22 protein-coding genes are annotated in these 19,920 nt (G+C 62.2%); 9 read left to right on the top strand and 13 right to left on the bottom strand.

What is annotated here, in order from left to right; genetic code table 11:
- Window positions 1-49 precede the first annotated feature (49 nt).
- The gene (rhtA, locus tag OXH74_RS21905) at window positions 50-943 is read right to left on the bottom strand and encodes a threonine/homoserine exporter RhtA (protein ID WP_375738840.1); all 894 of its coding nucleotides are present in this window, start codon (window positions 941-943) and stop codon (window positions 50-52) included.
- A 49-nt stretch (window positions 944-992) separates the two neighbouring features.
- Here rhtA and OXH74_RS21900 point away from each other — a divergent pair, with 49 nt between their 5' ends.
- On the top strand, window positions 993-1,595 hold the full coding sequence (locus tag OXH74_RS21900; RefSeq protein WP_375738839.1) for a helix-turn-helix domain-containing protein: 603 nt from the start codon (window positions 993-995) through the stop codon (window positions 1,593-1,595).
- Between the two features lie 81 nt (window positions 1,596-1,676).
- On the opposite strand, the gene OXH74_RS21895 is transcribed toward OXH74_RS21900, so the two are convergent.
- A complete protein-coding gene (locus OXH74_RS21895) occupies window positions 1,677-2,003 on the bottom strand; it encodes a DUF5629 family protein (RefSeq protein ID WP_375738838.1) in 327 nt (108 codons plus the stop codon).
- Window positions 2,004-2,054: 51 nt separating this feature from the next.
- Window positions 2,055-3,158 carry a 2OG-Fe(II) oxygenase gene (locus OXH74_RS21890; RefSeq protein ID WP_375738837.1) on the bottom strand — a complete coding sequence of 368 codons (1,104 nt, stop codon included), beginning with the start codon at window positions 3,156-3,158 and terminating at the stop codon, window positions 2,055-2,057.
- Between the two features lie 133 nt (window positions 3,159-3,291).
- Between OXH74_RS21890 and OXH74_RS21885 the strand changes: the two genes are divergently transcribed.
- Window positions 3,292-4,278: a magnesium transporter CorA family protein gene (locus OXH74_RS21885; protein WP_375738836.1), complete on the top strand. Its 987-nt coding sequence runs from the start codon at window positions 3,292-3,294 to the stop codon at window positions 4,276-4,278.
- Window positions 4,279-4,443: 165 nt separating this feature from the next.
- On the opposite strand, the gene OXH74_RS21880 is transcribed toward OXH74_RS21885, so the two are convergent.
- From OXH74_RS21880 to OXH74_RS21870, 3 genes are read right to left on the bottom strand one after another with little or no spacing between them, the layout of a single operon-like run.
- Window positions 4,444-4,704 carry a DUF2790 domain-containing protein gene (locus OXH74_RS21880; RefSeq protein WP_375738835.1) on the bottom strand — a complete coding sequence of 87 codons (261 nt, stop codon included), beginning with the start codon at window positions 4,702-4,704 and terminating at the stop codon, window positions 4,444-4,446.
- Window positions 4,705-4,750: 46 nt separating this feature from the next.
- The gene (locus OXH74_RS21875; protein ID WP_375738834.1) at window positions 4,751-5,314 is read right to left on the bottom strand and encodes a cytochrome b; all 564 of its coding nucleotides are present in this window, start codon (window positions 5,312-5,314) and stop codon (window positions 4,751-4,753) included.
- Complete coding sequence (locus OXH74_RS21870) at window positions 5,311-6,369, bottom strand: catalase family peroxidase (protein WP_375738833.1); 1,059 nt, start codon at window positions 6,367-6,369, stop codon at window positions 5,311-5,313. Before OXH74_RS21870 ends, OXH74_RS21875 begins: the two co-directional genes overlap by 4 nt.
- A gap of 155 nt (window positions 6,370-6,524) precedes the next feature.
- Between OXH74_RS21870 and OXH74_RS21865 the strand changes: the two genes are divergently transcribed.
- Window positions 6,525-7,037: a sigma-70 family RNA polymerase sigma factor gene (locus OXH74_RS21865; RefSeq protein WP_375738832.1), complete on the top strand. Its 513-nt coding sequence runs from the start codon at window positions 6,525-6,527 to the stop codon at window positions 7,035-7,037.
- A complete protein-coding gene (locus OXH74_RS21860; RefSeq protein WP_375738831.1) occupies window positions 7,034-7,780 on the top strand; it encodes an anti-sigma factor family protein in 747 nt (248 codons plus the stop codon). The genes OXH74_RS21865 and OXH74_RS21860 overlap by 4 nt, the downstream gene beginning before the upstream one ends.
- Before the next feature lie 39 nt (window positions 7,781-7,819).
- Here the strand turns inward: OXH74_RS21860 and lpdA are convergent, their stop codons facing one another.
- Window positions 7,820-9,220 (bottom strand): dihydrolipoyl dehydrogenase, encoded by a 1,401-nt coding sequence (gene lpdA, locus OXH74_RS21855; RefSeq protein ID WP_375738830.1) that lies wholly within the window; start codon window positions 9,218-9,220, stop codon window positions 7,820-7,822.
- Between the two features lie 157 nt (window positions 9,221-9,377).
- On the bottom strand, window positions 9,378-10,259 hold the full coding sequence (locus tag OXH74_RS21850) for an RluA family pseudouridine synthase (protein WP_375738829.1): 882 nt from the start codon (window positions 10,257-10,259) through the stop codon (window positions 9,378-9,380).
- Between the two features lie 172 nt (window positions 10,260-10,431).
- Between OXH74_RS21850 and OXH74_RS21845 the strand changes: the two genes are divergently transcribed.
- The 5 genes from OXH74_RS21845 (at window position 10,432) to OXH74_RS21825 (ending at window position 12,489) form a co-directional block, all read left to right on the top strand.
- Window positions 10,432-10,776, top strand: a complete 345-nt coding sequence (locus OXH74_RS21845) for an I78 family peptidase inhibitor (protein ID WP_375738828.1) — start codon at window positions 10,432-10,434, stop codon at window positions 10,774-10,776.
- A gap of 123 nt (window positions 10,777-10,899) precedes the next feature.
- A complete protein-coding gene (locus OXH74_RS21840) occupies window positions 10,900-11,169 on the top strand; it encodes a metal-sensing transcriptional repressor (RefSeq protein ID WP_215380471.1) in 270 nt (89 codons plus the stop codon).
- A gap of 261 nt (window positions 11,170-11,430) precedes the next feature.
- The gene (locus tag OXH74_RS21835; protein ID WP_375738827.1) at window positions 11,431-11,865 is read left to right on the top strand and encodes a YeeE/YedE family protein; all 435 of its coding nucleotides are present in this window, start codon (window positions 11,431-11,433) and stop codon (window positions 11,863-11,865) included.
- A 2-nt stretch (window positions 11,866-11,867) separates the two neighbouring features.
- Window positions 11,868-12,287 (top strand): DUF6691 family protein, encoded by a 420-nt coding sequence (locus OXH74_RS21830; protein WP_375738826.1) that lies wholly within the window; start codon window positions 11,868-11,870, stop codon window positions 12,285-12,287.
- Between the two features lie 13 nt (window positions 12,288-12,300).
- The gene (locus tag OXH74_RS21825) at window positions 12,301-12,489 is read left to right on the top strand and encodes a DUF2892 domain-containing protein (RefSeq protein ID WP_375738825.1); all 189 of its coding nucleotides are present in this window, start codon (window positions 12,301-12,303) and stop codon (window positions 12,487-12,489) included.
- Between the two features lie 76 nt (window positions 12,490-12,565).
- On the opposite strand, the gene OXH74_RS21820 is transcribed toward OXH74_RS21825, so the two are convergent.
- From OXH74_RS21820 to OXH74_RS21800, 5 genes are all read right to left on the bottom strand, one after another.
- Complete coding sequence (locus OXH74_RS21820) at window positions 12,566-13,456, bottom strand: DUF2950 domain-containing protein (RefSeq protein WP_375738824.1); 891 nt, start codon at window positions 13,454-13,456, stop codon at window positions 12,566-12,568.
- Between the two features lie 13 nt (window positions 13,457-13,469).
- Window positions 13,470-14,879 carry a DUF3300 domain-containing protein gene (locus OXH74_RS21815; RefSeq protein WP_375738823.1) on the bottom strand — a complete coding sequence of 470 codons (1,410 nt, stop codon included), beginning with the start codon at window positions 14,877-14,879 and terminating at the stop codon, window positions 13,470-13,472.
- Window positions 14,880-15,078: 199 nt separating this feature from the next.
- Complete coding sequence (locus OXH74_RS21810; protein ID WP_375738822.1) at window positions 15,079-15,951, bottom strand: universal stress protein; 873 nt, start codon at window positions 15,949-15,951, stop codon at window positions 15,079-15,081.
- 296 nt (window positions 15,952-16,247) lie between these two features.
- Window positions 16,248-17,438, bottom strand: coding sequence for a cation:proton antiporter (locus OXH74_RS21805; protein ID WP_375738821.1), 1,191 nt, complete (start codon window positions 17,436-17,438; stop codon window positions 16,248-16,250).
- A 185-nt stretch (window positions 17,439-17,623) separates the two neighbouring features.
- Window positions 17,624-19,525: a potassium transporter Kup gene (locus tag OXH74_RS21800; protein WP_375738820.1), complete on the bottom strand. Its 1,902-nt coding sequence runs from the start codon at window positions 19,523-19,525 to the stop codon at window positions 17,624-17,626.
- Window positions 19,526-19,920 lie beyond the last annotated feature (395 nt).

The raw sequence follows: 19,920 nt of genomic DNA, 5'->3' as shown, positions 1-19,920 counted from the left end.
TCACCCCTGTTCTGCAAGCGGTGATTCGCAGGAAACGCCTGACGGACCTTCAGTCCGCCGGTACCAGAGGCTGAACTTGCTGGCGCGGGGTGGCCGTCGCGGTACAGCCGATCGAGGCGAGGATGATGCAGCAGATGGCGAACCACTGGCTGGCCGCCAGCGTTTCGCCAAGGAACAGCAATCCGGACAGGGCACCGAAGGCGGGCTCGATGCTCATCAGGGTACCGAAAGTCTGCGCTGGCAAGCGGGTCAGGGCGATCATTTCCAGGCTGTATGGAATGGCCGTTGAAAGGAGTGCAACGCCCAGGGCCACTGGCAGCAGTTCTGGAGCAAGCAGCGCACTGCCGGCATGCACAATGCCAATGGGTGCGATGAATAGGGCAGCGACCATGACGCCCAGAGCGGCGCCTTGCATCCCGTGGTCGGCGCCTGCGCGCTGGCCGAAGAGGATGTAGAGCGCCCAGCAGACCCCGGCCCCCAGCGCATAGGCAATGCCAGTGTGATCGAGGTGGTCGCTGGTCTGGCCGAGCGGCAGGAGAAGCCACAAGCCGAGCACCGCCAGGGCGATCCAGACGAAGTCGATCGGCCGACGGGAGGCGAACAGTGCCACCGCGAGCGGACCGGTGAATTCTAGGGCCACGGCAATGCCCAGCGGAATGGTGCGCAGCGACATGTAGAACATCAGGTTCATGCCACCCAGCGCCATACCGTAGATGATGATCGTGCGCAGCGAGCCGGCATTGAGGCGGGCGCGCCAGGGCTGCAGCACCACCAGCAGGATCAGCGCGGCAAAGACCAGGCGCAGGGTAGTGGTGCCTTGGGCACCGATTATCGGGAACAGGCTCTTGGCCAGGGACGCGCCACTCTGGACGGACGCCATGGCGACCATCAGGACGGAAACGGGAAGCAGACTTGATGCAAGGCGACGCGACAGCGAGGTCATTGGACGGATCCGGCGAGGCAGTGAAAGGGGTGGCGCATTCCACCTGATTATGTGCAACATAGTGCGCAAAAAACAGGGTGTGAGCAATATGTTGCCCAAATCTGATGATCGCCCCAATGTGCTCGAACACGTTTCCGAGAACGTGCGCCGCCTGCGTCGCGCCGCTGGCCTGAGCCAGGAGGCGCTTGCCAGCGCCGCAGGCGTCAGCCGAAGGATGCTGGTGGGCATCGAAGGCGGTGACGTGAACGTCAGCCTGGCGACCCTGGATCGCATCGCTGCGGCCTTGGGTGTGTTTTTCCCTGACCTGGTCCAGCGGCCGGACCGGCCGGATCGCTCACGGATCAATGCGGTGGCCTGGGTCGGACAGAAGCCAGGCAGCCGCGCTACGTTGCTGGCCAGCGCCACCGCGCGACACGAGGTGGAGCTCTGGAGCTGGTCCCTTGAGCCGGGCGAGGCGCATGTCGCCGAGCCCGATGCGCAAGGGTGGCAGGAAATGGTCTACGTCATCGAGGGCATCCTGAGCGTTCGTCGCGGCGACCTCGAGAACCAGATACCCGCGGGTGATTTCCTGGTGTTCGCCAGCGACCAGCCATATACCTACGCCAACCAGACCGATAGCCTGGTACGTTTTATCCGCAATGTCCTGACCTGAGTGACATTGTCGCCCGTCAGGTGTCCGGTTGGGCTGTGGGTGCGATTGAGTCCGCCCACCGCGAGCAGCCCGTTCTGGCGTTTACTCTTCTGCCCCATCGTCGTCGCTGCCGATGAACGCATCCAGGCAACGCAGGGTATGGCTGCCCTGGGGGTCGTCAAGGGTCCAGCAAACGTTGGCCGCGTCGAAGCTTGCGGCCTGGACGGCTGCGAGGCTGAAGCGCCATTCGCGGCGGGTGCGACCATCCATGCATTCCACGCGTAGGAAAGGTGCTCCGCCATCACCCGGTTGGCCGGCTTCCAGTGCCGCCAGTTGGGTCGGTTCAAGCGTGAACTCCCAGGCGTGCAACCCGTCGATTTCCAGCATGTCGGCAGTTTGCAAGGCGGCGAACAAGGTGTCGTGGTGCATGTTTCCAATCATCCGTAAGCAGGGGCGCGGCATGATAAATCAGTCGCGCGTTCAGCGCTCGGCTACCTCGCCGTCCTCTGCCAGGTAAGGCAGATTCTGCTCTCGGATTCGACGTCCGGCTTCGTCGTAGAGGAACGGCAGGAACATATAGCGGCGACCGGCGGTGACCGGCGTCGCCTCGTGCAGCAGCGAGCAAGAGAACACCACGGCACCACCGCGAGGTGCACTGTAGGTGCCTTGCCCGAATTCCGGGAAACGCAGACTGCCGCCGTCGTAGTCACCGCTGTTGAGAAACAACGACACGGCAAAACGCCGGTGCGCGGTGCCTTTGGTGGTGTTGTCCCGATGGGGACGAAAGTGGCCGCCTTCCTCAGCGTCGTAGCAGGACACCAGGTATCGTTCCATGCGGGTTGCCTGGAACTGGAAGGCTTTTTGCACTTCGGGCAGCAGGCGCCGAGTGATGTGCGCGATGCAGCGCTTGCGCAAGGCTTCGTCCTCGACCGTGCGATCACGCCGGCGCTTGTGATCGTGTTGCAGCAGTTCCACGGTCTTGCCCTGGCGTTCGACCATGAAGCCGGAATCCGTTCCTCCGTGTTCCTCGTAGTAGTCGATCAATGCCTGACACAGGTCCGGCTCGAAGATTCGCGGCACCACCAGCACCGGAGCATGTCCGCTCACCGCCGTGGCAGGTGCTATCGGCGGCTGCGCCTGCAGCAGGGCCAGCAAGGCATCGACATGGCCTTCACCACTTCCCACGATCGGCAGTACGGCAATCACGCGTAATCTCGGGTCCAGCAGGTAGGTCATCTGGCGGATCGCGCCACTCTCTTGAAGAGCGCCATAGAGGCTGCAGATCGAACGGTCGAAATCCCAGAAGAAGCGGATGCCTGGCAGCAAGTTGCGCACGCGGTTCTGTTCACGATCCTGCGGGTCGGCGGTTACGCCGAAGAAGCAGACGTTGGAATCATCAAAAATTTCCCGGTGGGTAAGGAGATCCGCAAGCACGTGTGTTGCGGTTGGATCTGCGGCCGAACCAAGAAAGCACAGGACGATATAGCGCCCGGCGATGGTGTCGAAGGTGAAATGCTCACGGCTGGGTGTGCTACTGGTGAACCAGGGCACGGCCTCACCCGGTGCTACGGGGTACTTGCGCATGGTCAGGTGCGTTTGCAGTGGCTTGGAATCAAACTAGTCCAATTGCCGCCGACGTGCCCCGGCATCCTGACGTGGCGTCTCCGACATGCTCGCATGCTTTACTGTTTCTCCATCGCTCTGGGGGCCTTTTCGGATGATCCACTACTACGCGCAGACCGACGGCGCTCTGCACGCAACCTCTGGCCAGACGGGCACGGCGATTCCGCCCGGAACCTTGTGGATCGACCTGATGGACCCAGAGCCCGAGGAGGCGGCCTTCATCGGTCAGGCACTCGGTGTTGAGATTCCAGGCCGTGAAGCCATCGTCGAGATCGAGGAAACCTCGCGGCTCTATCAGCACGGAGGTGCGCTCTACCTGACCGCCACGCTGGTCAGTGGCATTCGCCAGCAGCGACCGATATCCAGTGATGTGATGTTCGTGGTAGCGGCCGATCATCTGGTGACGGTGCGTTATGCCAACCTGCCGTTCTTCGAGTACCTGGAAGACAAGTTCCTTCGCGAGCCGGAAAGCCATGGCTCCAGCGAGCAGATCTTCATTTCGCTGTGCGGCAGCGTGGTCGATCACATGGCCGACATGCTCGAATTGATGCAGCGCGATCTGGATGAAATGTCCGAGGCGGTGTTCAGCGACGATCGCAGCGCAGCGTCCGCACGCAAGCCGGGCCGCACTGACTTGCAGACGGTGGTCAAACGACTGGGTCGGCACAACTCGGCGCTTTCCAAGTTGCGCGAAAGCCTGATGAGCATGGGGCGGGTGCTGGACTACTCCAACCAGTGGGCGAGCCTTTGGCTCAGTGACCCAGGCCTCGAGCGCTCACGTTCCATTGAGCGCGACATTCGCTCGCTGGTGGACTACGTGGCGAAGATGTTCGATGAAATCGCTTTCCTGCTCAGTGCGACCCTGGGACTGATCGATATCGAGCAGAACAGCATCATCAAGGTGTTTTCCATTGCCGCGGTCCTGTTCCTGCCGCCGACCTTGGTGGGCACGGTCTATGGCATGAACTTCCGGATCATGCCGGAGCTGGACTGGGCGTTCGGTTATCCGGTGGCTGTTGGCCTGATGGTGGTCTCGGCGATCCTGCCGTACGCCTGGTTCAAGTGGAAAGGCTGGCTCTGAGCCCAACTGCAGGCACTGCCGGAGTTTGGGCAGAGCGACGCGAAGCCCAACGGTCCCTTGCAACAACCTTGAGCTTCGCTTTTTGCCGCAACTATGTAGCCCGGACTTCAGTCCGGGAGTTTCCGTGCCATCCCGGGATTGAAGTCCGGGCTACTCAACCTGCACTTAATAGTCGTTCTTGCAGCCGGTGCCCCAGACCAGATACTCGATGGTGTTGCGCTGCATCTGGCTGTCTTCGTAGGTCATCCGTGCCGGCATGATGCCGCAGAAGGTGGACAGGTCGGTCATTTCCACGACGCGGGCGATGTCCAGGTGCATGCCGTAGGTGTACTGCGTGACGGGCGGCTGTGCTTCCTGATTCATTGAGCCTGCCAGGGCACCGTTGGCGGCGAGGCTCAGTGTCAGGGCGATTATCAAGCTTTTCATGAAGGTTTCTCCTTGAGGAGAGGTGGTGTTGCGGGCTAACCCGCGCCTACTGGCCATCGGGCACCGAGCGGATGCCCCTGCCGGTGGTCATGCTGGAAAGCACACCATCCTTGCGGATGAGTGCGTGGACCAAGGCCGCCGTCAGGTGCAGCAGGATGCCAACGAACAACAGGTACGCCAGTACAGTGTGGGCCAGGCGCAGCAAGGCATAGAGCTGGACGTCCTGTGAGGCGATAGGCGGCAGCAGCAGGGTATCGTGAAGCACGATGGGGTAGCCGCCGGCCGATTGCATGGCCCAGCCCACCAGCGGCAGCGTGGTCATCAGGATGTAGAGCAGCAGGTGGGACAGCTGTGCGGCCCGTTTCTGCCAGGCGGGCATCTCAAGGGGCAAAGACGGTGTGGCCTGAACCAGGCGAACCGCCAAGCGAATCAATACCAACAGCAGCAGGAAAATGCCCAGAGGTTTGTGGATGGCCACCAACCAGCTGTGGCGCTCGGACAGGGTAACCACCATGCTGACGCCGATGAACAGCATGGCCAGCAGCAAGATAGCCATCAGCCAGTGCAACACACGCAGCGTACGGCTGAAGTGAGTGACGGGGCTTTTCATGGCTGTTCTCCCTGATGGTTGACGGGTGCACCTTCCCGGGTGCGGCGATTGAAGGACACGGCGTAGGCGGCCGAACGGGCGCTGAGTATCGGATCGTCCGATGCCTCGATTCCGGCAGGCAGCACCAGTGGGTCGAAGTTGATATCGCGGCAAGCGCCGTCAGCCTGGAGTTCGGCCTGCTCGATCACCAAGGTGCCGGCGTCGACCTGGCGACGCGAAGCCGGCCACTGCTGGGTTGGGTCGGCAGTCGGGTCGCCTGGTTCGGCCAGGGTCAGCAGCAGTTTCCAGCGCAACGGTCCTTGTTGCAGGCGTTGTTGCAGGTCGTGGGCGAGGAAGTCTGGATCCTTGCCAGCTTCACCCAGGGGCTCGAACGGCGCCTGCGGCTGCACCGACCAGCGTACGAAGTGGCCCGTGCCATCGGGCTCCACCAGGCGGAATGCATTGACGCCGTGGTAAGGGATGTTGGCAAAGCTGTTGCTCGGTTTGCTCGATTCGGCCCACTTCCTGAAGGCGGCGGATTCCGGGTGAGCGGCGAAGAATGCCTGCAGCTTGGCGGGGTCGGGCTTGCCGGTGGCCGGGTCCGGCCGAGAGGCGAGTACCTGTTCAAAAAAGGCCTCCGGCGTGGCTACGGGGAGCAGCGGTGGGGTGTTCATCGCAGTGCGCCACTGTTCGCCTCCGGGCAACTGGAACAGTAATGCCATGCTGCGGGTCGTCACTGCAGCATCCGGGGCATAGGGGTTGCTACCACCGATGGAAAAACGTCCGGTGACTGGAACCTGTCCCTTGGCAAACACGCTGGCGCGGGAAAGGCGGGAGGCCTCGCCGTTGCTCTCGAAATGGCCAACGATGCAGATGCCCTTGGCATGGTTCTTCCGATAGCCAGGGTAGCTGCCGGCGTTCGCTTCGAAGGCGTCGATGATGTTCTGCGGCGTGAGGCGCGCAGGTCCGATCCACCCAGCTGCATAGGCAAATCCGGCTGCCAGCCCGCCGACGGCGAGGCTAATCAGCGCGAGTGCTGCTGCCTGGTTGATCCGCGAAGGTTTTGCGGTGTTCATGCCAAACTCCTGGGATATGTTCCCCTGTCCATGAGCTGGTGAGACGAGGCTCTAGGAGATTTATTCCCGCTGTCGTGGAATAAAATCCCCAGCCGTGCGTCTCCCTGTTGCTTCCCAGGTAAGAGTGGCCGCCAAAGCGGTCGACACGATCGACTATGAACATGATTGATGACGCACAACTGCGAGAGTTGTTACAGCGCCTGAGGCGTTTTGCCCTCTGGCTGACGCGTAACTCCGCCACTGCGGACGACCTGGTCCAGGCAACGGTCGAGCGGGCGCTGTCGAAGTGGGGCAGCAAGCGCGAGGGTGACCTGCGTGCCTGGCTGTTCTCCATCCTTTATCGGCAGTTCATCGACGGTCAGCGTCGTGCCCTGCGCTATGCACGGCTGCTGGAGTTCTTTGGTGCCGCGCCGGTAGCGGAGGAGACAATCTCCACCGAGGATCTGGTGGTCACCCACGCCACGCTGGAGGCCTTCGCCCATCTTCCGACCGACCAACGCGCGCTCCTGCTGTTGGTCAGCGTGGAGGGCCTGAGCTACAAGGAGGCCGCCGAGGCGCTCGACATTCCGATCGGTACGGTGATGTCCCGGCTATCCCGCGCGCGCAAGGCGCTGCGTGAACTGGCCGAAGGCGAAACCACCACGCTTCAGCTACGGGTACTCAAATGAACGCATTCCATCCCAGCGAAGACGATCTGCACGCCTATCTTGACGGTCAACTCAGCGCTGATCAGCACGCGTTAGTGGAGGCGTACCTCACAACCAATCCCGAGGTCGCCGCGCAGGTCGAAGGGTGGCGCCGCGATGCCCAGCAACTGCGGGCAGCGCTGGCCAACCTGAATGGGTTGCCGCCTCCCGCGCGTCTGGATCCGACGGTGGTGCGCGCGTCGCTGCGTGCGCGCCAGCGGCGGCGTCTGGCGCTGGCTGCGTCGTTCCTATTGGCTCTTGGGCTGGGCGGGGTGGGGGGCTGGCAGGCCCGAGAACAGATACTGCTGGCAGCCAACCCGCCGATGCAGGACGCCTTGCAGGCACACCGATTGTTCGCTCAGGGTGATTCGGTGGATGTGCAAGCGCGTCAGCCCGGGGAGTTGCAGGCGTGGCTGGATCAGCGTTTCAGCCATGCCGCGCGGATTCCTGACCTGCAACCCTACGGCTTCACGCCGGTTGGCGGGCGTTGGCTGGTGACCGAGCAAGGCGCGGCCGCTTTGCTGCTGTTCGAGGACCAGCAAGGGCAACGGGTCAGTCTCTACCTGCGTGCGCCGGGCGCACTCTATGCTCGGATGGCAAGCGGCCAGCGCAGCGAGGGCGGTCTGGAGGCGCGTTACTGGTCACGAGACGGTTACAACTATGCGCTGGTCAGCCGAGATGGAGACCCGCGTGGGGAACTTCTGGAACGCGCCCTGGCATTCTGAAAGGAAAGGGGGCTGCGTTGCCCCCTTCTGCTCGACGCTTCAGGCTTGCATCGCTGCGCCATGGACATCCATGGCAGCTTGGCGCAGTGCCTCGGAGCGGGTGGGGTGGGGATGGCAGACCAGCGTGATGTCCTCGGCCGAGGCCGAGAATTCCATGGCCACGCAATATTCGCCGATCATTTCGCTGACGTTCGGACCGACCATGTGCACACCCAGGATCTCGTCGGTGCGCTCGTCCGCCAGGACCTTCACGAACCCTTCCGTCTCATGGTTGATCTTGGCCCGGCTATTGGCCATGAAGGGGAATTTGCCCACGCGGTAGGCGCGACCTTCGGCCTTTAACTGCTCCTCGGTCTTGCCGACAGTGGCCACCTCCGGACGGGTGTAGATCACATTCGGGATGGTGTTGTAGTTCACTTCAGCAGCGTGCCCGGCAATCCGCTCGATGCAGACGACGCCTTCGTCCTCCGCCTTGTGCGCCAGCATGGGGCCGGAGGTGACGTCGCCGATCACCCAGACGCTGGGCGTGCTGGTCTGGTGGCGCTCGTTGGCCAGCATGCCGCGCGCATCGGGGATCAACCCGACGTTTTCCAGGCCCAGGCCTTCAGTGAAGGGGCGCCGGCCGATGGCGACCAGCACATAGTCGGCCTTGAGGGTCTCGGCCAGTCCACCGGCAGCAGGCTCGATGCTGAGTTCAACACCTACCGGGCTGGCGAGCGCCTGGGTGACCTTGGAGCTGAGCTTGAAATTCATGCCTTGCTTGGTGAGGGAGCGCTGCAGGGTCTTGGCGACTTCGTCGTCTAGCCCTGGGCAGATGCGGCCCAGATACTCCACGACCGTGACCTGGGCTCCCAGGCGCCGCCAGACCGAGCCCAACTCCAGGCCGATCACCCCGGCACCAATGACCACCAAATGCTTGGGTACCACTGGAAGCGACAGGGCGCCCGTGGAGTCGAGGATGCGCTGGTTGTCGATCTGGACGCCGGGTAGCGGCGCAGGCTCCGAGCCGGTGGCGATGACAATGTCCTTGGCGCTCAGGTGCTGCTGCTGGCCGTCGCGATCAGTCACAACCACCCGGCCTGGGCCTTCGATGCGGCCCCAGCCCTTGATCCATTCAACCTTGTTCTTGCGGAAGAGAAACTCGATGCCCTTGGTCAGGGCGGCAACGCTTTCAGCCTTCTGCGCCATCATCTGCACCAGGTCGAGCTTGGGTTGGACCTGGATTCCGAGGGTCGCGAACTCCTTGCCCGCAGCCGCCTCGAATAGCTCGGAGGCATGCAGCAGCGCCTTGGACGGCATGCAGCCCACATTGAGGCAGGTGCCACCCAGGGTTTCCCGGCCTTCAACGCAGGCCACCTTGAGCCCCAACTGGCCCGCCTTGATCGCCGCGTTGTAACCGCCAGGCCCGCCGCCTATCACCGCTACGTCATATGTGCTCATGGTCTGGTACCTCGGTCAGAAGACTTGAGTGGAATGGGAAAGCCTAGTGGACTGTCGCGCGGCTTCCAGAAGGATCGTTGGAGGCATTAATTATGATCGTAATATTACGACCGAAATCAAAACCGTCAAATGCATTACGACCCGAAGAGGGTTGGCCTTACCAGTCCAGCTTCAGGCCACTTTCGAAAATGCGGGGCTTTCCGCTGATCGGATCGTCGAAGGCGAGACTATGGGCAAGCAGCTTGAGGGGGCGGTCATAATCGTCCACCTCGCCTTCATCGGTTAGCGTCGGGTAGAAGCCGTCATTGCAGATGGGGGCGCCGAGGGCCGCCAGGTGCACGCGCAATTGGTGCTTCTTGCCGGTGATGGGGTAGAGGGCATAGCGCCAGAGGTCACCATTGTGTTCGATGACCTCCATGCGTGTGCAGCTATTGGGCGCGCCCGTCACTTCCTGCATGCGAAAGAAGGGCTCGCCGGCGTCCATGCGAGTTTCGCGTAGCAGCGGAAATTCGAGGTCGGGCAGGGCGGGGGCGATGGCCTCGTAGCGCTTGTGCATCTGCCGTTCGCGGAACAGTGCCTGGTATTGGCCCCGACTCGATGGATCAGCCGAGAAAAGCACCAGCCCGGCGGTGTGCCGGTCGATGCGGTGCAACGGCACCAGGTTCGGATTGCCCAGGCGCTTGCAGAGCCGGGCCTGGAGGGTCTGCTCGACATATTCGCCGGCTGGCATCACTGGCAGGAAATGCGGCTTGTCTGCTACCACCAGGTGTTCATCGGCATGCAGGATCTGCTCCTGGAAGGGGATCGGCCTTTCATCCTTCACTTCGCGGAAGTAGTGCACCCGCAGCCCGACGCGGTAGGCATGGTGGGGTCCCAGGGCGTTGCCATCGCCGTCCGTTACGCGCCCACGGGCCATGCGCTCCAGCCAGGTCTCGCGCGGGATGGCGGAGAAGTGCGCGCACAGGCAGTCGAGCACGGTCGACCAGTTGCCCTTGGGCAGGTGCAGGGTGCTGGCGCGGACGTTGGTTGAGTTCGACATGACGAATGTTGGTGGCTTGCAGGGCGTGCATTAGGCCGCAGTGACCTGACCGCAGTCAAAAGCAGAGGATAGAATGCACCGACGACCATGCGCTGACAGGGAGGAGCCCTGCGGCAGCGGGAGCCCCGTTGCAGGCACATGCAAGGACATTCGTTCATCAGAGGATCGCTGTATGTTTTCCAAGCAAATTTCCCTCAGTTTCGCCCTGATCGGCCTGCTCCTGGCCGGCTGCAGCTCGACTGAAAAGGCTGCCGAACCCAAGGCCGAGGCTCCTGCCAGCGAGGCCTCCGACTCGACCGCGCATGTGCCCGGTGGCACCTGTGACTCGACGGTGCTTGCTGCGCTGGTAGGCAAGCAGGCCAGTGTCGCTATGGTCGAGCAGGCCAAGCGCCAGTCCGGCGCCGAGATGGCACGGGTGCTACGCCCGCATGACCCGATGACCATGGATTACAACTCCCGCCGCCTGAACATCGACGTAGACGATACCGGCACCATCAAGCAGTTCACCTGCGGCTGAGCCAGCCCCAACGCTCTTGAGTCCGGGCCGCCGGTTCGCGTCTGTGCGCGAGGTGCAGGCGGCTCGGCGCCGGAGTAGGATGATACTCCCCCCAGTAGCCAGTCCGGATGCCAGAGGTACCGAATGACCAACGAAGTCGTAGCGGCGCACCAGGACGCCATGCTCAAGCGCCTGGCCCGCGTGGAAGGGCAGATTCGCGGCCTGCAGGCGATGATTCGCCGGGGCGATGACTGCGAGGCGGTCGCTCAGCAATTCAGCGCATCGCGCAAGGCGCTCGACCGTGCCTACCAACAGATGCTCGTCTGCCTGCTCGAAGAGGCCGTGCTGGACCCGGAGCAGGACGCCACCGAAACCCTCGAGCGGGTTCGGGCGATCTTCACCAAGTACACCTGAGCAACGCCACAGGTAACTTCTTCTATCAGCAGCCCGGCGCAACGCCGGATCTCGCGCCATCTCCTTCCCCTGACTCGTTCGTCGCGGGCTGCCTGCCGAAGCTGGGCGGCCCCGCATGGCATCGTTGATGTCCAGTCGTCGAAATTGATGATGAAACTATACTCCTGGGGGTATATGATTGGCCTGGATTCCACGACTCAAGACGCAGATAACGTGCGATGCATTGCACGAGTCTGCGCACAGCCTGCACCGGAGACATCCATGACCATCGACTGGAACGCGTTCACGCCTTGGAGCGCCTTGGGTGGCGGCGTGCTGATCGGGCTTTCGGCCAGCCTGTTCATCCTTGCCAACGGCCGCATCGCAGGCATCAGCGGCTTGCTCGGCGGCTTGCTGCAGCGTGGCAGTGACGGCTATGCGGAAAAGGCCCTGTTTCTGCTTGGCCTGTTGGTGGCACCGCTGCTGTGGCTGGCTTTTGGCCAGTTGCCTGAGGTGCGCTTCGATACCGGCTGGTTCGGCGTGATCATTGCCGGCCTGCTGGTGGGCGTGGGCACCCGTTATGGCTCTGGTTGCACCAGCGGGCATGGTGTCTGCGGCCTGGCACGCCTGTCACCCCGATCATTGGCAGCAACCCTGAGCTTCATGGCTGCCGGCTTCGCTACGGTTTTTGTTCTGCGTCATGTGTTCGGAGGTTGAGCATGGGCAAACTGACTGCATTCGTTGCCGGTTTGATTTTTGGCGTGGGCTTGCTGCTCGCGGGCATGGCCAATCCGGCAAAGGTATTGGCTTTCCTGGACCTCGCGGGTGCCTGGGACCCGTCCCTGGCCTTGGTGATGGGCGGAGCGATCGCTGTCGCACTGCCAGGGTTTACTCTGGCTAAGCGCATGCCACGCTCTTGGCTGGATGAGCCGATGCAACTGCCGACTAAGCGCGAGGTAGATCGGCGCCTTGTCGGAGGCAGCCTTCTGTTCGGTGTGGGGTGGGGGATCGCCGGTGTCTGTCCAGGGCCAGCGCTGACCATCCTGTTTACCGGACATTGGCAAGCGCTGCTATTTGTCCTGGCGATGCTGGCCGGCATGTTGCTGTTCACCGCGCTGGAGCGTCAGCGCAGCAATTGACCTGGAGGTCATCATGACAGTGAACGTAGGTACCATAGACCGCAGCCTGCGCATCGGCGGCGGCCTTATCCTGATCGCTCTTAGCCTGAGCGGTGTGATCGGTCTCTGGGGCTGGATCGGTCTGGTTTCCCTGGCTACCGGTATTTTCCGCTCGTGCCCTGCCTACTCGTTACTGGGCATTTCTACCTGCAAGCGGGCCTGAACCCCCGAGGCGCCGCTGGCTGCGACTGAAGCTTGGCCAGACAGCCTGGTTCCGGTGGCACAGGCAAGGCGCGAGTTCAGGGCGCTCCCGGTACCTTCGTTTCGTCCCAACTGCTGTCAGGGTCGAAGCGGGGGAGGGCCTTGGCCAGTTTCTCTCCGTCAGGCCCCAGGTCCTTCTCGAACACCTGACCGTCATGGCTGATCATGAAACTCATCACACCGCTATCACCATACTTGGCCGGCCATGCAATCATGGCAAAGCCGCGAGTCATGTTCTCCCCAATCTTGTAGTCATAGGCGCCGCCTGGTGCCGAGGGGCCCTGAGCGGTGAGGATGCGGTAGTGATAGCCCTGCCAGTCGTCACCTCGTTCGGTGTCACCGAAGAGCGGGCCGAGCGGACTCTCTTCGATGCCCGGCTTCTCGTCCCAATAGAGTCCATCATATTGGCCGTCGGTGCTGATGATCTTTTGTGCGTACTCGAGCACACCATCGCCATCGCGGTCGATATCGGCGTAGTCCATCTGTGCATCGTGGTAGGCCAGTAGCGCCTGCATCGAGCCGATTTCGTTGCGACCGATGCGGCGCACTCGGATCTCTTCACTGCCCGCCTTGGCATCGAATCTCCAACCGTCCTTGTCCTGGATGATCGGCAGTGGAAAGGTCCAGGGCGTATTGCCGACCACGAGATGTGCACGGCCTGATGCATCGGTCTGGATCGTCCGTTTTTCGCGGTACAGGGCAAGGAAGGCATCGACATCCTGACGGTCGACGCTTCCGACCGGGATGTAGGTATTCCAGTCGTCGCCGAGCAGGGTTGCCAAGCGTTTGGCATCCCCCTCCTTGGTGCCGAGCGCGGTGACCAGGGCAGCAGCGGCGGCGCCCGGGGTCGGATACGCTTGCTGTGCACTGGCACTGTAGGCGAGAGCCGCCAGGATAGAAGCCAGGAAAACGCGAATAACAGCACTCATGGCTAGTCTCCTTTCAGCGCCGACGGGCGCCACCGCGGGACGGTGCATGTGAGGGCCGCTGTACCGTCCGGCCCTGGCTGGCTTTTGGCCTGCTGGCGGCGGAGTAGCTTGTTTTTCCGCGGCTGGCTTGCGCACGCGACTGTGACGGCGACCGCGTACCGGAGAAGGCGTTATTACGCGGGCCTTGTGTACTTGCGTGCTGATTGCGGGCCTTCTGGCGAGCCTGCGTATTGCTAGTGGCGCGTGGACGCGCCTGCTGGTCCTTACGCAGGTCGCGGTCTCCAGCCTGGGCGCGGGGTTGTGCCCGCTGCTCCTGACGCAGGTCTCGGCTCGCGGTCTGGGCGCGCTCGCGGGCCTGGCGATTGCTGGCGGCTGGTGCCTCGAAGCCGCGCTGGGTCAGGCTCTGGCGCGCACGCTCGCGATCAGCGGTACGTGCCGGGTCACGCCCGCGGAGGGCATCGCGCTGTTGGGCACCATCCAGTTGGCGGCCATATTTCTGGCGGCTGGCATTATCGCGATACGGCACGCCGTCGCGGTTGACTGCGTTGTGGCGCCAGGTGTTCTGGTTGGCGTTGATCTTGCGGTTTGAGTTGATGTTGTTATAGCGGTTGACGTCGATGTCGATGTCGCCGCCCCCCCAGTCACAGTCGCCCCACAGCGAATCGATGATCGCCACACCAGCACCGAAGGCCAGGCCGGCGGCAAGCGCGCTGCCCAGGTAGTAGCCAGGTGGTGGCGGGTAATAGGCAGGCGGGTAGGACGGGCTCGGCCAACTGCCGTAGACCACATTCGGGTTGTAGCTGGGCACGTAGACGACCTGCGGGTCGGCCGGTTCGATGATGATGGTCTGAGGTGGAGCAGCCTGCTGGACGACGGTGGTCGAGGAACTTGGCGCTGCCGGTTGAACGATGACCTTCTGCTGCTCGTTGGATTCCAGGTTCCCGGCTGCTTGCGCTTGTCGACGCAGGCGCTGCACTGAGTCCATCACGTCGTTGGGTTGCGCGAGAAAGGCGTCGCCTACTCGCTGAACCCAGGCGGGGTCCTGGCCCATGGTTGCCAGCACCGCCGGGAAGGCCACCAGCGACTGCACGCTCGGGTCCCACGGCTGGTTCGCGACCTGGCGCACAGCGTCGTCGCCGCTGACATTCGGATGCGCCTTGGACCAGTCCACGGCATCCGCGACGTTCCCCGGGTAGGTTGATGCCATCAATACCTGAGCCAGCAACGAGTCCGGGTAAAGAGCCAAGGGTGCGAGCATCTGATCCAGTTCTTCTGCGCGAAACACCGCTTGAGCCGGTGCGGCCGTTGCGGGTACTGCTGCCACGCCAGCGGCCTGCTGATTAGTGGGCGCCTGGTCCTCCGAGTGAGCGGGGAGGGCCAACAAGGCAAGCAAGATCATGCTGTAGCGATGGATCACGCACATTTCGCTTCTCCTCGGGAAAGAGAACGCGGATCGAATAGCCGGGCGCACGGTGATGGCAGCCAACTGAGACAGCTCCCAAAATGATAGGACGGGTGTCGAGGAGTTGTTCTGATTTAATCGTCGGTTGGCTTTCAGTTCGCTTTGCGAGCCCGCGTAAAGTCCACGCTGCCTGAGCGTGGACTGTTACGGGGCAGATGTTTCAGGCGGCCCGGTGGCCCGTTGGTTCAGCGTGTTGTGTGTGAGCCATGTTCGGTTTGAGGACCAGCACGTCGCCGTCCAGATGGTCTAGAACGGCTTCGGCCGTATTGCCGAGCAGCGCGCCCGAAATCCCATGACGGGCGACAGTGCCCAACACGACCAGTGTGGCATCCAGTTGTCTGGCGATTTGCGGAATCAGGGCTTTGGCCGGTCCTTCGCCGATATGCAGGCGGTGCTCCGGCACCTCGTACTCGTTCTGGAACCATTGGCACTGGTCGTGGCAGTGCCTGGCGACGGATTGGTCGGGAGCGACGCTTGGGTCGGCCGCAGGGAGTAGGGTGGGCGAGTAGGCGCTGACGACATGCAGGGATGCGCCGAAGAGTTCGCACAGGTCGCTGGCGTGGCCCATGACGTTACCCTGCAGCGCCAGGTGCGCAGGATCATGATGTTCGACATCCATGGCGGCCAGGACCGAGCTGCCTTCCCAGGAACTTCTGCTCCTGACCAACAGCAAGGGAGCAGGCGACAGGCGGACCAATTGCCAGTCATCCGGCGGCACGAGCAGCTGTTTCAAGCCTGATGCCGGTTGATGCTGCTTGATGATCAGGTCGTACTCCTGCACCTGACAGGCAGCGAGGATAGCGCTGGAGGCGTGCTCGGGATCGACATTGGCTCGTTCTCCCAACGCGGGAATACCCAGTAGACGCAGGCGGGCAAGTTGCTGGTCGAGAAACTCACCCTGGTCGTCTCGCGCGTCGCAGACCAGCAGATTGAGCGTGGCGCCCAACTTTGCCGCCAGTTGTTCGCCGCGTAGGAGGGCGGGGCTTTCTGGAACTGACGGCACGGCTAGAAGAATCCTCTTTATCGAACGCATGGCCATCTCCTTGTTGCATCGAGCATAGGGGCGGGCTGGCCTTTTTTTACCTCGTTGACTTCAGCAGAACGGACTGCAGGTCATGCCCGCTGGGGCGGTTCAACTCGGGTACTCCTTTGATACAGGCGTGCGCAGGGCGTTTGGCTACGGCCCTGCAAGGCAAGGCGCTGCATGCTTCTGCCTATTAGAAGATGCAGTATGGCTGCGGTTGGAAGGGGAACAAGGCAGCCCATCGCCCGGTCCCTTCAATTTGGTTCCAAGCGATGCTCGAGTCGTTATATCGAATGCGGTCAGGTTTAGGTCTGCTGCATTTTGTTACCCAGTCGGGCTACCCAGGGGTTGGCTGTCAATCCATGCAGCAGCACGCTCAAGAACACCGTGCAGATGGCAGTGGCCACCAGTGTATTGGTGGCCTCCATCGGCACGTCCATGATCATCACCGTGAAGACGATGGTGGCCAGGCCCCGTGGACCGAACCAGCCTATGAACATTCGGGTTTCGGTGTCGAAGCGTGTTCCCAGCAGACTGATCAGCACCGGAAGGATGCGGATGACCGTGAGGCTGAGCAATGCGTAAAGCCAGATCTCGAGGGTGAAGCTGCTCCAGGCCTTGGGTATCACCAATGCTCCGAATGCGACCCAGGTGAGCACTGACAGCAGGTTGGCGAATTCTTCGCTCGCCTGGAGCAGCAGATGCTTCTGTTCACCATAGAGGTGGCCGGCGAGCAGACCTCCTACGAACGCGGCTATGAAACCGCTGCCACCGATGGTCTGCGCGGTGGCGAAGCACAGCACGGCAAGACCGGGCAAGGTCAACTGCGACCACATGGGCATCTGCCATTGGTGTGCGCTTGAGACCCTGTGCAACTGCCAGGTGGCGTAGGTGAATGCGATGCCGACCAGGGCGCCAATGCCCAGCTCTTCGACAACCAGTTCGACTGCAAGCACCCAGGGCGCCTGGTCGTGGGCCTCGATCAACAAAGCGAGGAACATCAGCAGTACCGGTACGCAGATGCCATCGTTCAGGCCACTCTCCACGTTAAGGCTTTCACGGACGGGCTCTGCCACTGCCGGATTACTGACCACCGCCTTGCCAAGGGCCGCATCCGTGGGGGCCAGGATGACAGCGAGAACCGCCAGTTCCAGCAGGGGTATCTGCGGAAACAACCACAACCCCACGAGCCATCCACCTACGATGGTCAATGGCAGGCCGATCAGCAGCAAGCGCAGGGGAATCCCTTCGTGGGCCTTCAGTACCTTGAGATTGGCATTGGTTGCGTCACTGAACAGCACGATTGCCAGAGTCAGTTCGGCCAGGGCCTTCAGGCCTTCACGATTGATGTTCGATTGCAGTAGACCCGTAGCGCTCAGCACCAGGCCGGCGAGCATGAACATCAACGGGCCGTTGAGCAGCCGCGACTCGAAGCGCCCCGCGAAGATGCTGTAGGTCAGGAGAAAGGCGGCGAGTACAGCAAGGTTCTGGTACATGGAGGCCAGTTCTCGAGAGAGGCCATCTGATTGTGGGTGGCCTTTGGGCCTCCAGCAAGGCAAGGCGGTACCCTGGCATGGCATGGCAGGCCAAGTGATGGGTTGACCATGTCGCGGATGACGCACCAGGTGCCGGAGGGCTGTCGACGAGTTCCCGTCTGCCGAAATGGCCGTTGGCGCTCTGGTCAGATCTCGACTTGGGTGCCCAACTCGATCACGCGATTCACAGGCAACTGGAAGTAGCTCATGCTGCTGTTCGCGTTCTTCTGGAGGAAGGCGAACAGCCCTTCGCGCCAGCGTGCCATGCCAAAGCGTTTGATTGGAATGACGGTCTCTCTGCTCAGGAAATAGGTGGTACGCATGGGGGCGAAGTCGAGCCCACCACCCTGGCACAGCTTGAGCGCTGCCGGGACGTCAGGCTCATCCATGAAGCCGAAGTGCAGCAATACCCTATAGAACCCATCGCCATAGCCGGTCACTTCGGAGCGGTGCTTTGGATCGACTCGGGGGGTGTCTTCGGTCAGCACGGTCAGCATGACAACCTGCTCATGCAACACCTGGTTGTGCAGCAAGTTGTGCAGCAGTGCATGGGGCACCGCATCGGGGCGCGCGCTCAGGAACACTGCGGTTCCAGAAACCCGATGAGGCGGCTGGATACGGATGCTTCCCAGGAAAATATCGAGGGGGAGAGCGGTTTCATCCAGGCGTTCAAACAGGGCCTGTTTACCGCGCTTCCAGGTGGTCATCAGGACGAAGAGCACGGAGCCGGCGATCACGGGGAAAGCACCGCCTTGGAAGATCTTCGGCAGGTTGGCGCTGACGAAGAGTCCATCGACCACGAAGAATCCAATCAGCACAGGGACCGCCAGCCAGCGGGGTGCATTCCATAGCAGCAGCATCACCGCTGACACCAGCAGTGTGTCGATCAGCATGGTCGTGGTGACTGCAACGCCATAAGCGGCCGCCAGGGCCCCTGACGAACCGAAGCCAATCACCAGCAAGACGACGCAGGTCATCAGCGCCCAGTTCACCACGCCGATGTAGATTTGTCCCTGCGATGCGCTAGAGGTGTGCTGGACCAGCATGCGCGGTATGTAGCCGAGCTGGATTGCCTGCTGACTGAGCGAAAACGCTCCCGAAATGACCGCCTGAGAGGCAATGATGGTCGCCAGGGTGGCTAGCATGATCATCGGCAGCAAGGCCCAGGACGGCGCGAGCAGATAGAAAGGGTTGCGGGCCGCGTCAGGGGCGGCCAACAAGAGGGCACCCTGGCCGAAATAGTTCAGCACCAGGCCGGGCAGGACCAGCGCGAACCAGGCGTGCGCAATGGGCTTGCGACCAAAGTGCCCCATGTCGGCGTAAAGTGCTTCGGCGCCTGTCAGGGCCAACACCACGGCCCCGAGAATGGTGATGCCGATCCCAGGGTGCTCGATGAAGAAATTGGCCGCCCACCAAGGGTTGATGGCCTGGAGTACCTCAGGGCGTTGCGCGATCCCGTGGACTCCGAGTGCGCCAAGCACCACGAACCAGAGCACCATGACGGGGCCGAACAAAATCCCGATCCGCGCGGTGCCGTGCTTCTGGATCAGGAACAGACCGATCAGCAGGACCACGGTCACTGGCACCACCCAATGACCCAGACCGGGCAGGGCGACGTCCAGGCCTTCCACGGCGGAAAGGACGGAGATGGCCGGGGTGATCATGCTGTCGCCATAGAACAACGCAGTGCCGAACAGCCCGAGAAACACCAGGGCAGTGCTAAGCCGCGGATAGGCAGCGGTGGCGCGGCGCGCCAGGGCGGTCAGTGCCATGACCCCACCCTCGCCACCGTTGTCAGCCCGCAGCATGAACAGGACATACTTCAGCGAGACGACCCACAACAGCGACCACAGGATTAGCGACAGGATGCCCAGCACCCCGGCGTGGTTGACCTGTACGCCATAGTGGCCGGAGAAAACTTCTTTGAGTGTGTAAAGCGGGCTGGTGCCGATGTCCCCGTAAACGACACCTGCCGCTGCCACCAGCAGCCCAAATGAAGAGGCCGGAGCGTGGGAGGTCCGCTCCAGTGCAGCTGGGTTATCACTCATCAATCAAGACCTCTTGGGCATCCGTCATCGGAAGTCGCCCGCCGGCTATCGCAGCCATGCTGCGAGTTTCGGCGCAAGGCTCCGTGCCCGGTGCGTTCCATGAGGGGCTTTCGACGGATCGGAGAGTTTCTGGTGCGGGTTGTCAGTGCAGCCGGTGGCACGAACTTGCAGGTGCACAGGAGGGGTACGCCAAGTTCCGGCCACGTCAACTGTGCGCTGGAAAGTATCCATATCTTCGTGGGCGCAGGTCGTAAAAAATCCGTAAAAAATGCAGATGGCACGTCCGTGCGCGCAGTCCGTCCTCTCATCAGGACTGCGAACGCTGAACCTGGTATGAGAATTCCTCGTCGGAATATCCCGGAACGCCGATACGCGGGGAATACACTGAGCTCAGT

This window comes from Metapseudomonas boanensis (assembly GCF_042232855.1).
Lineage (GTDB): Bacteria > Pseudomonadota > Gammaproteobacteria > Pseudomonadales > Pseudomonadaceae > Metapseudomonas > Metapseudomonas boanensis.
The sequence above is the reverse complement of the archived record's forward strand: the minus strand, read 5'-3'. Positions and strand labels throughout refer to the sequence as shown.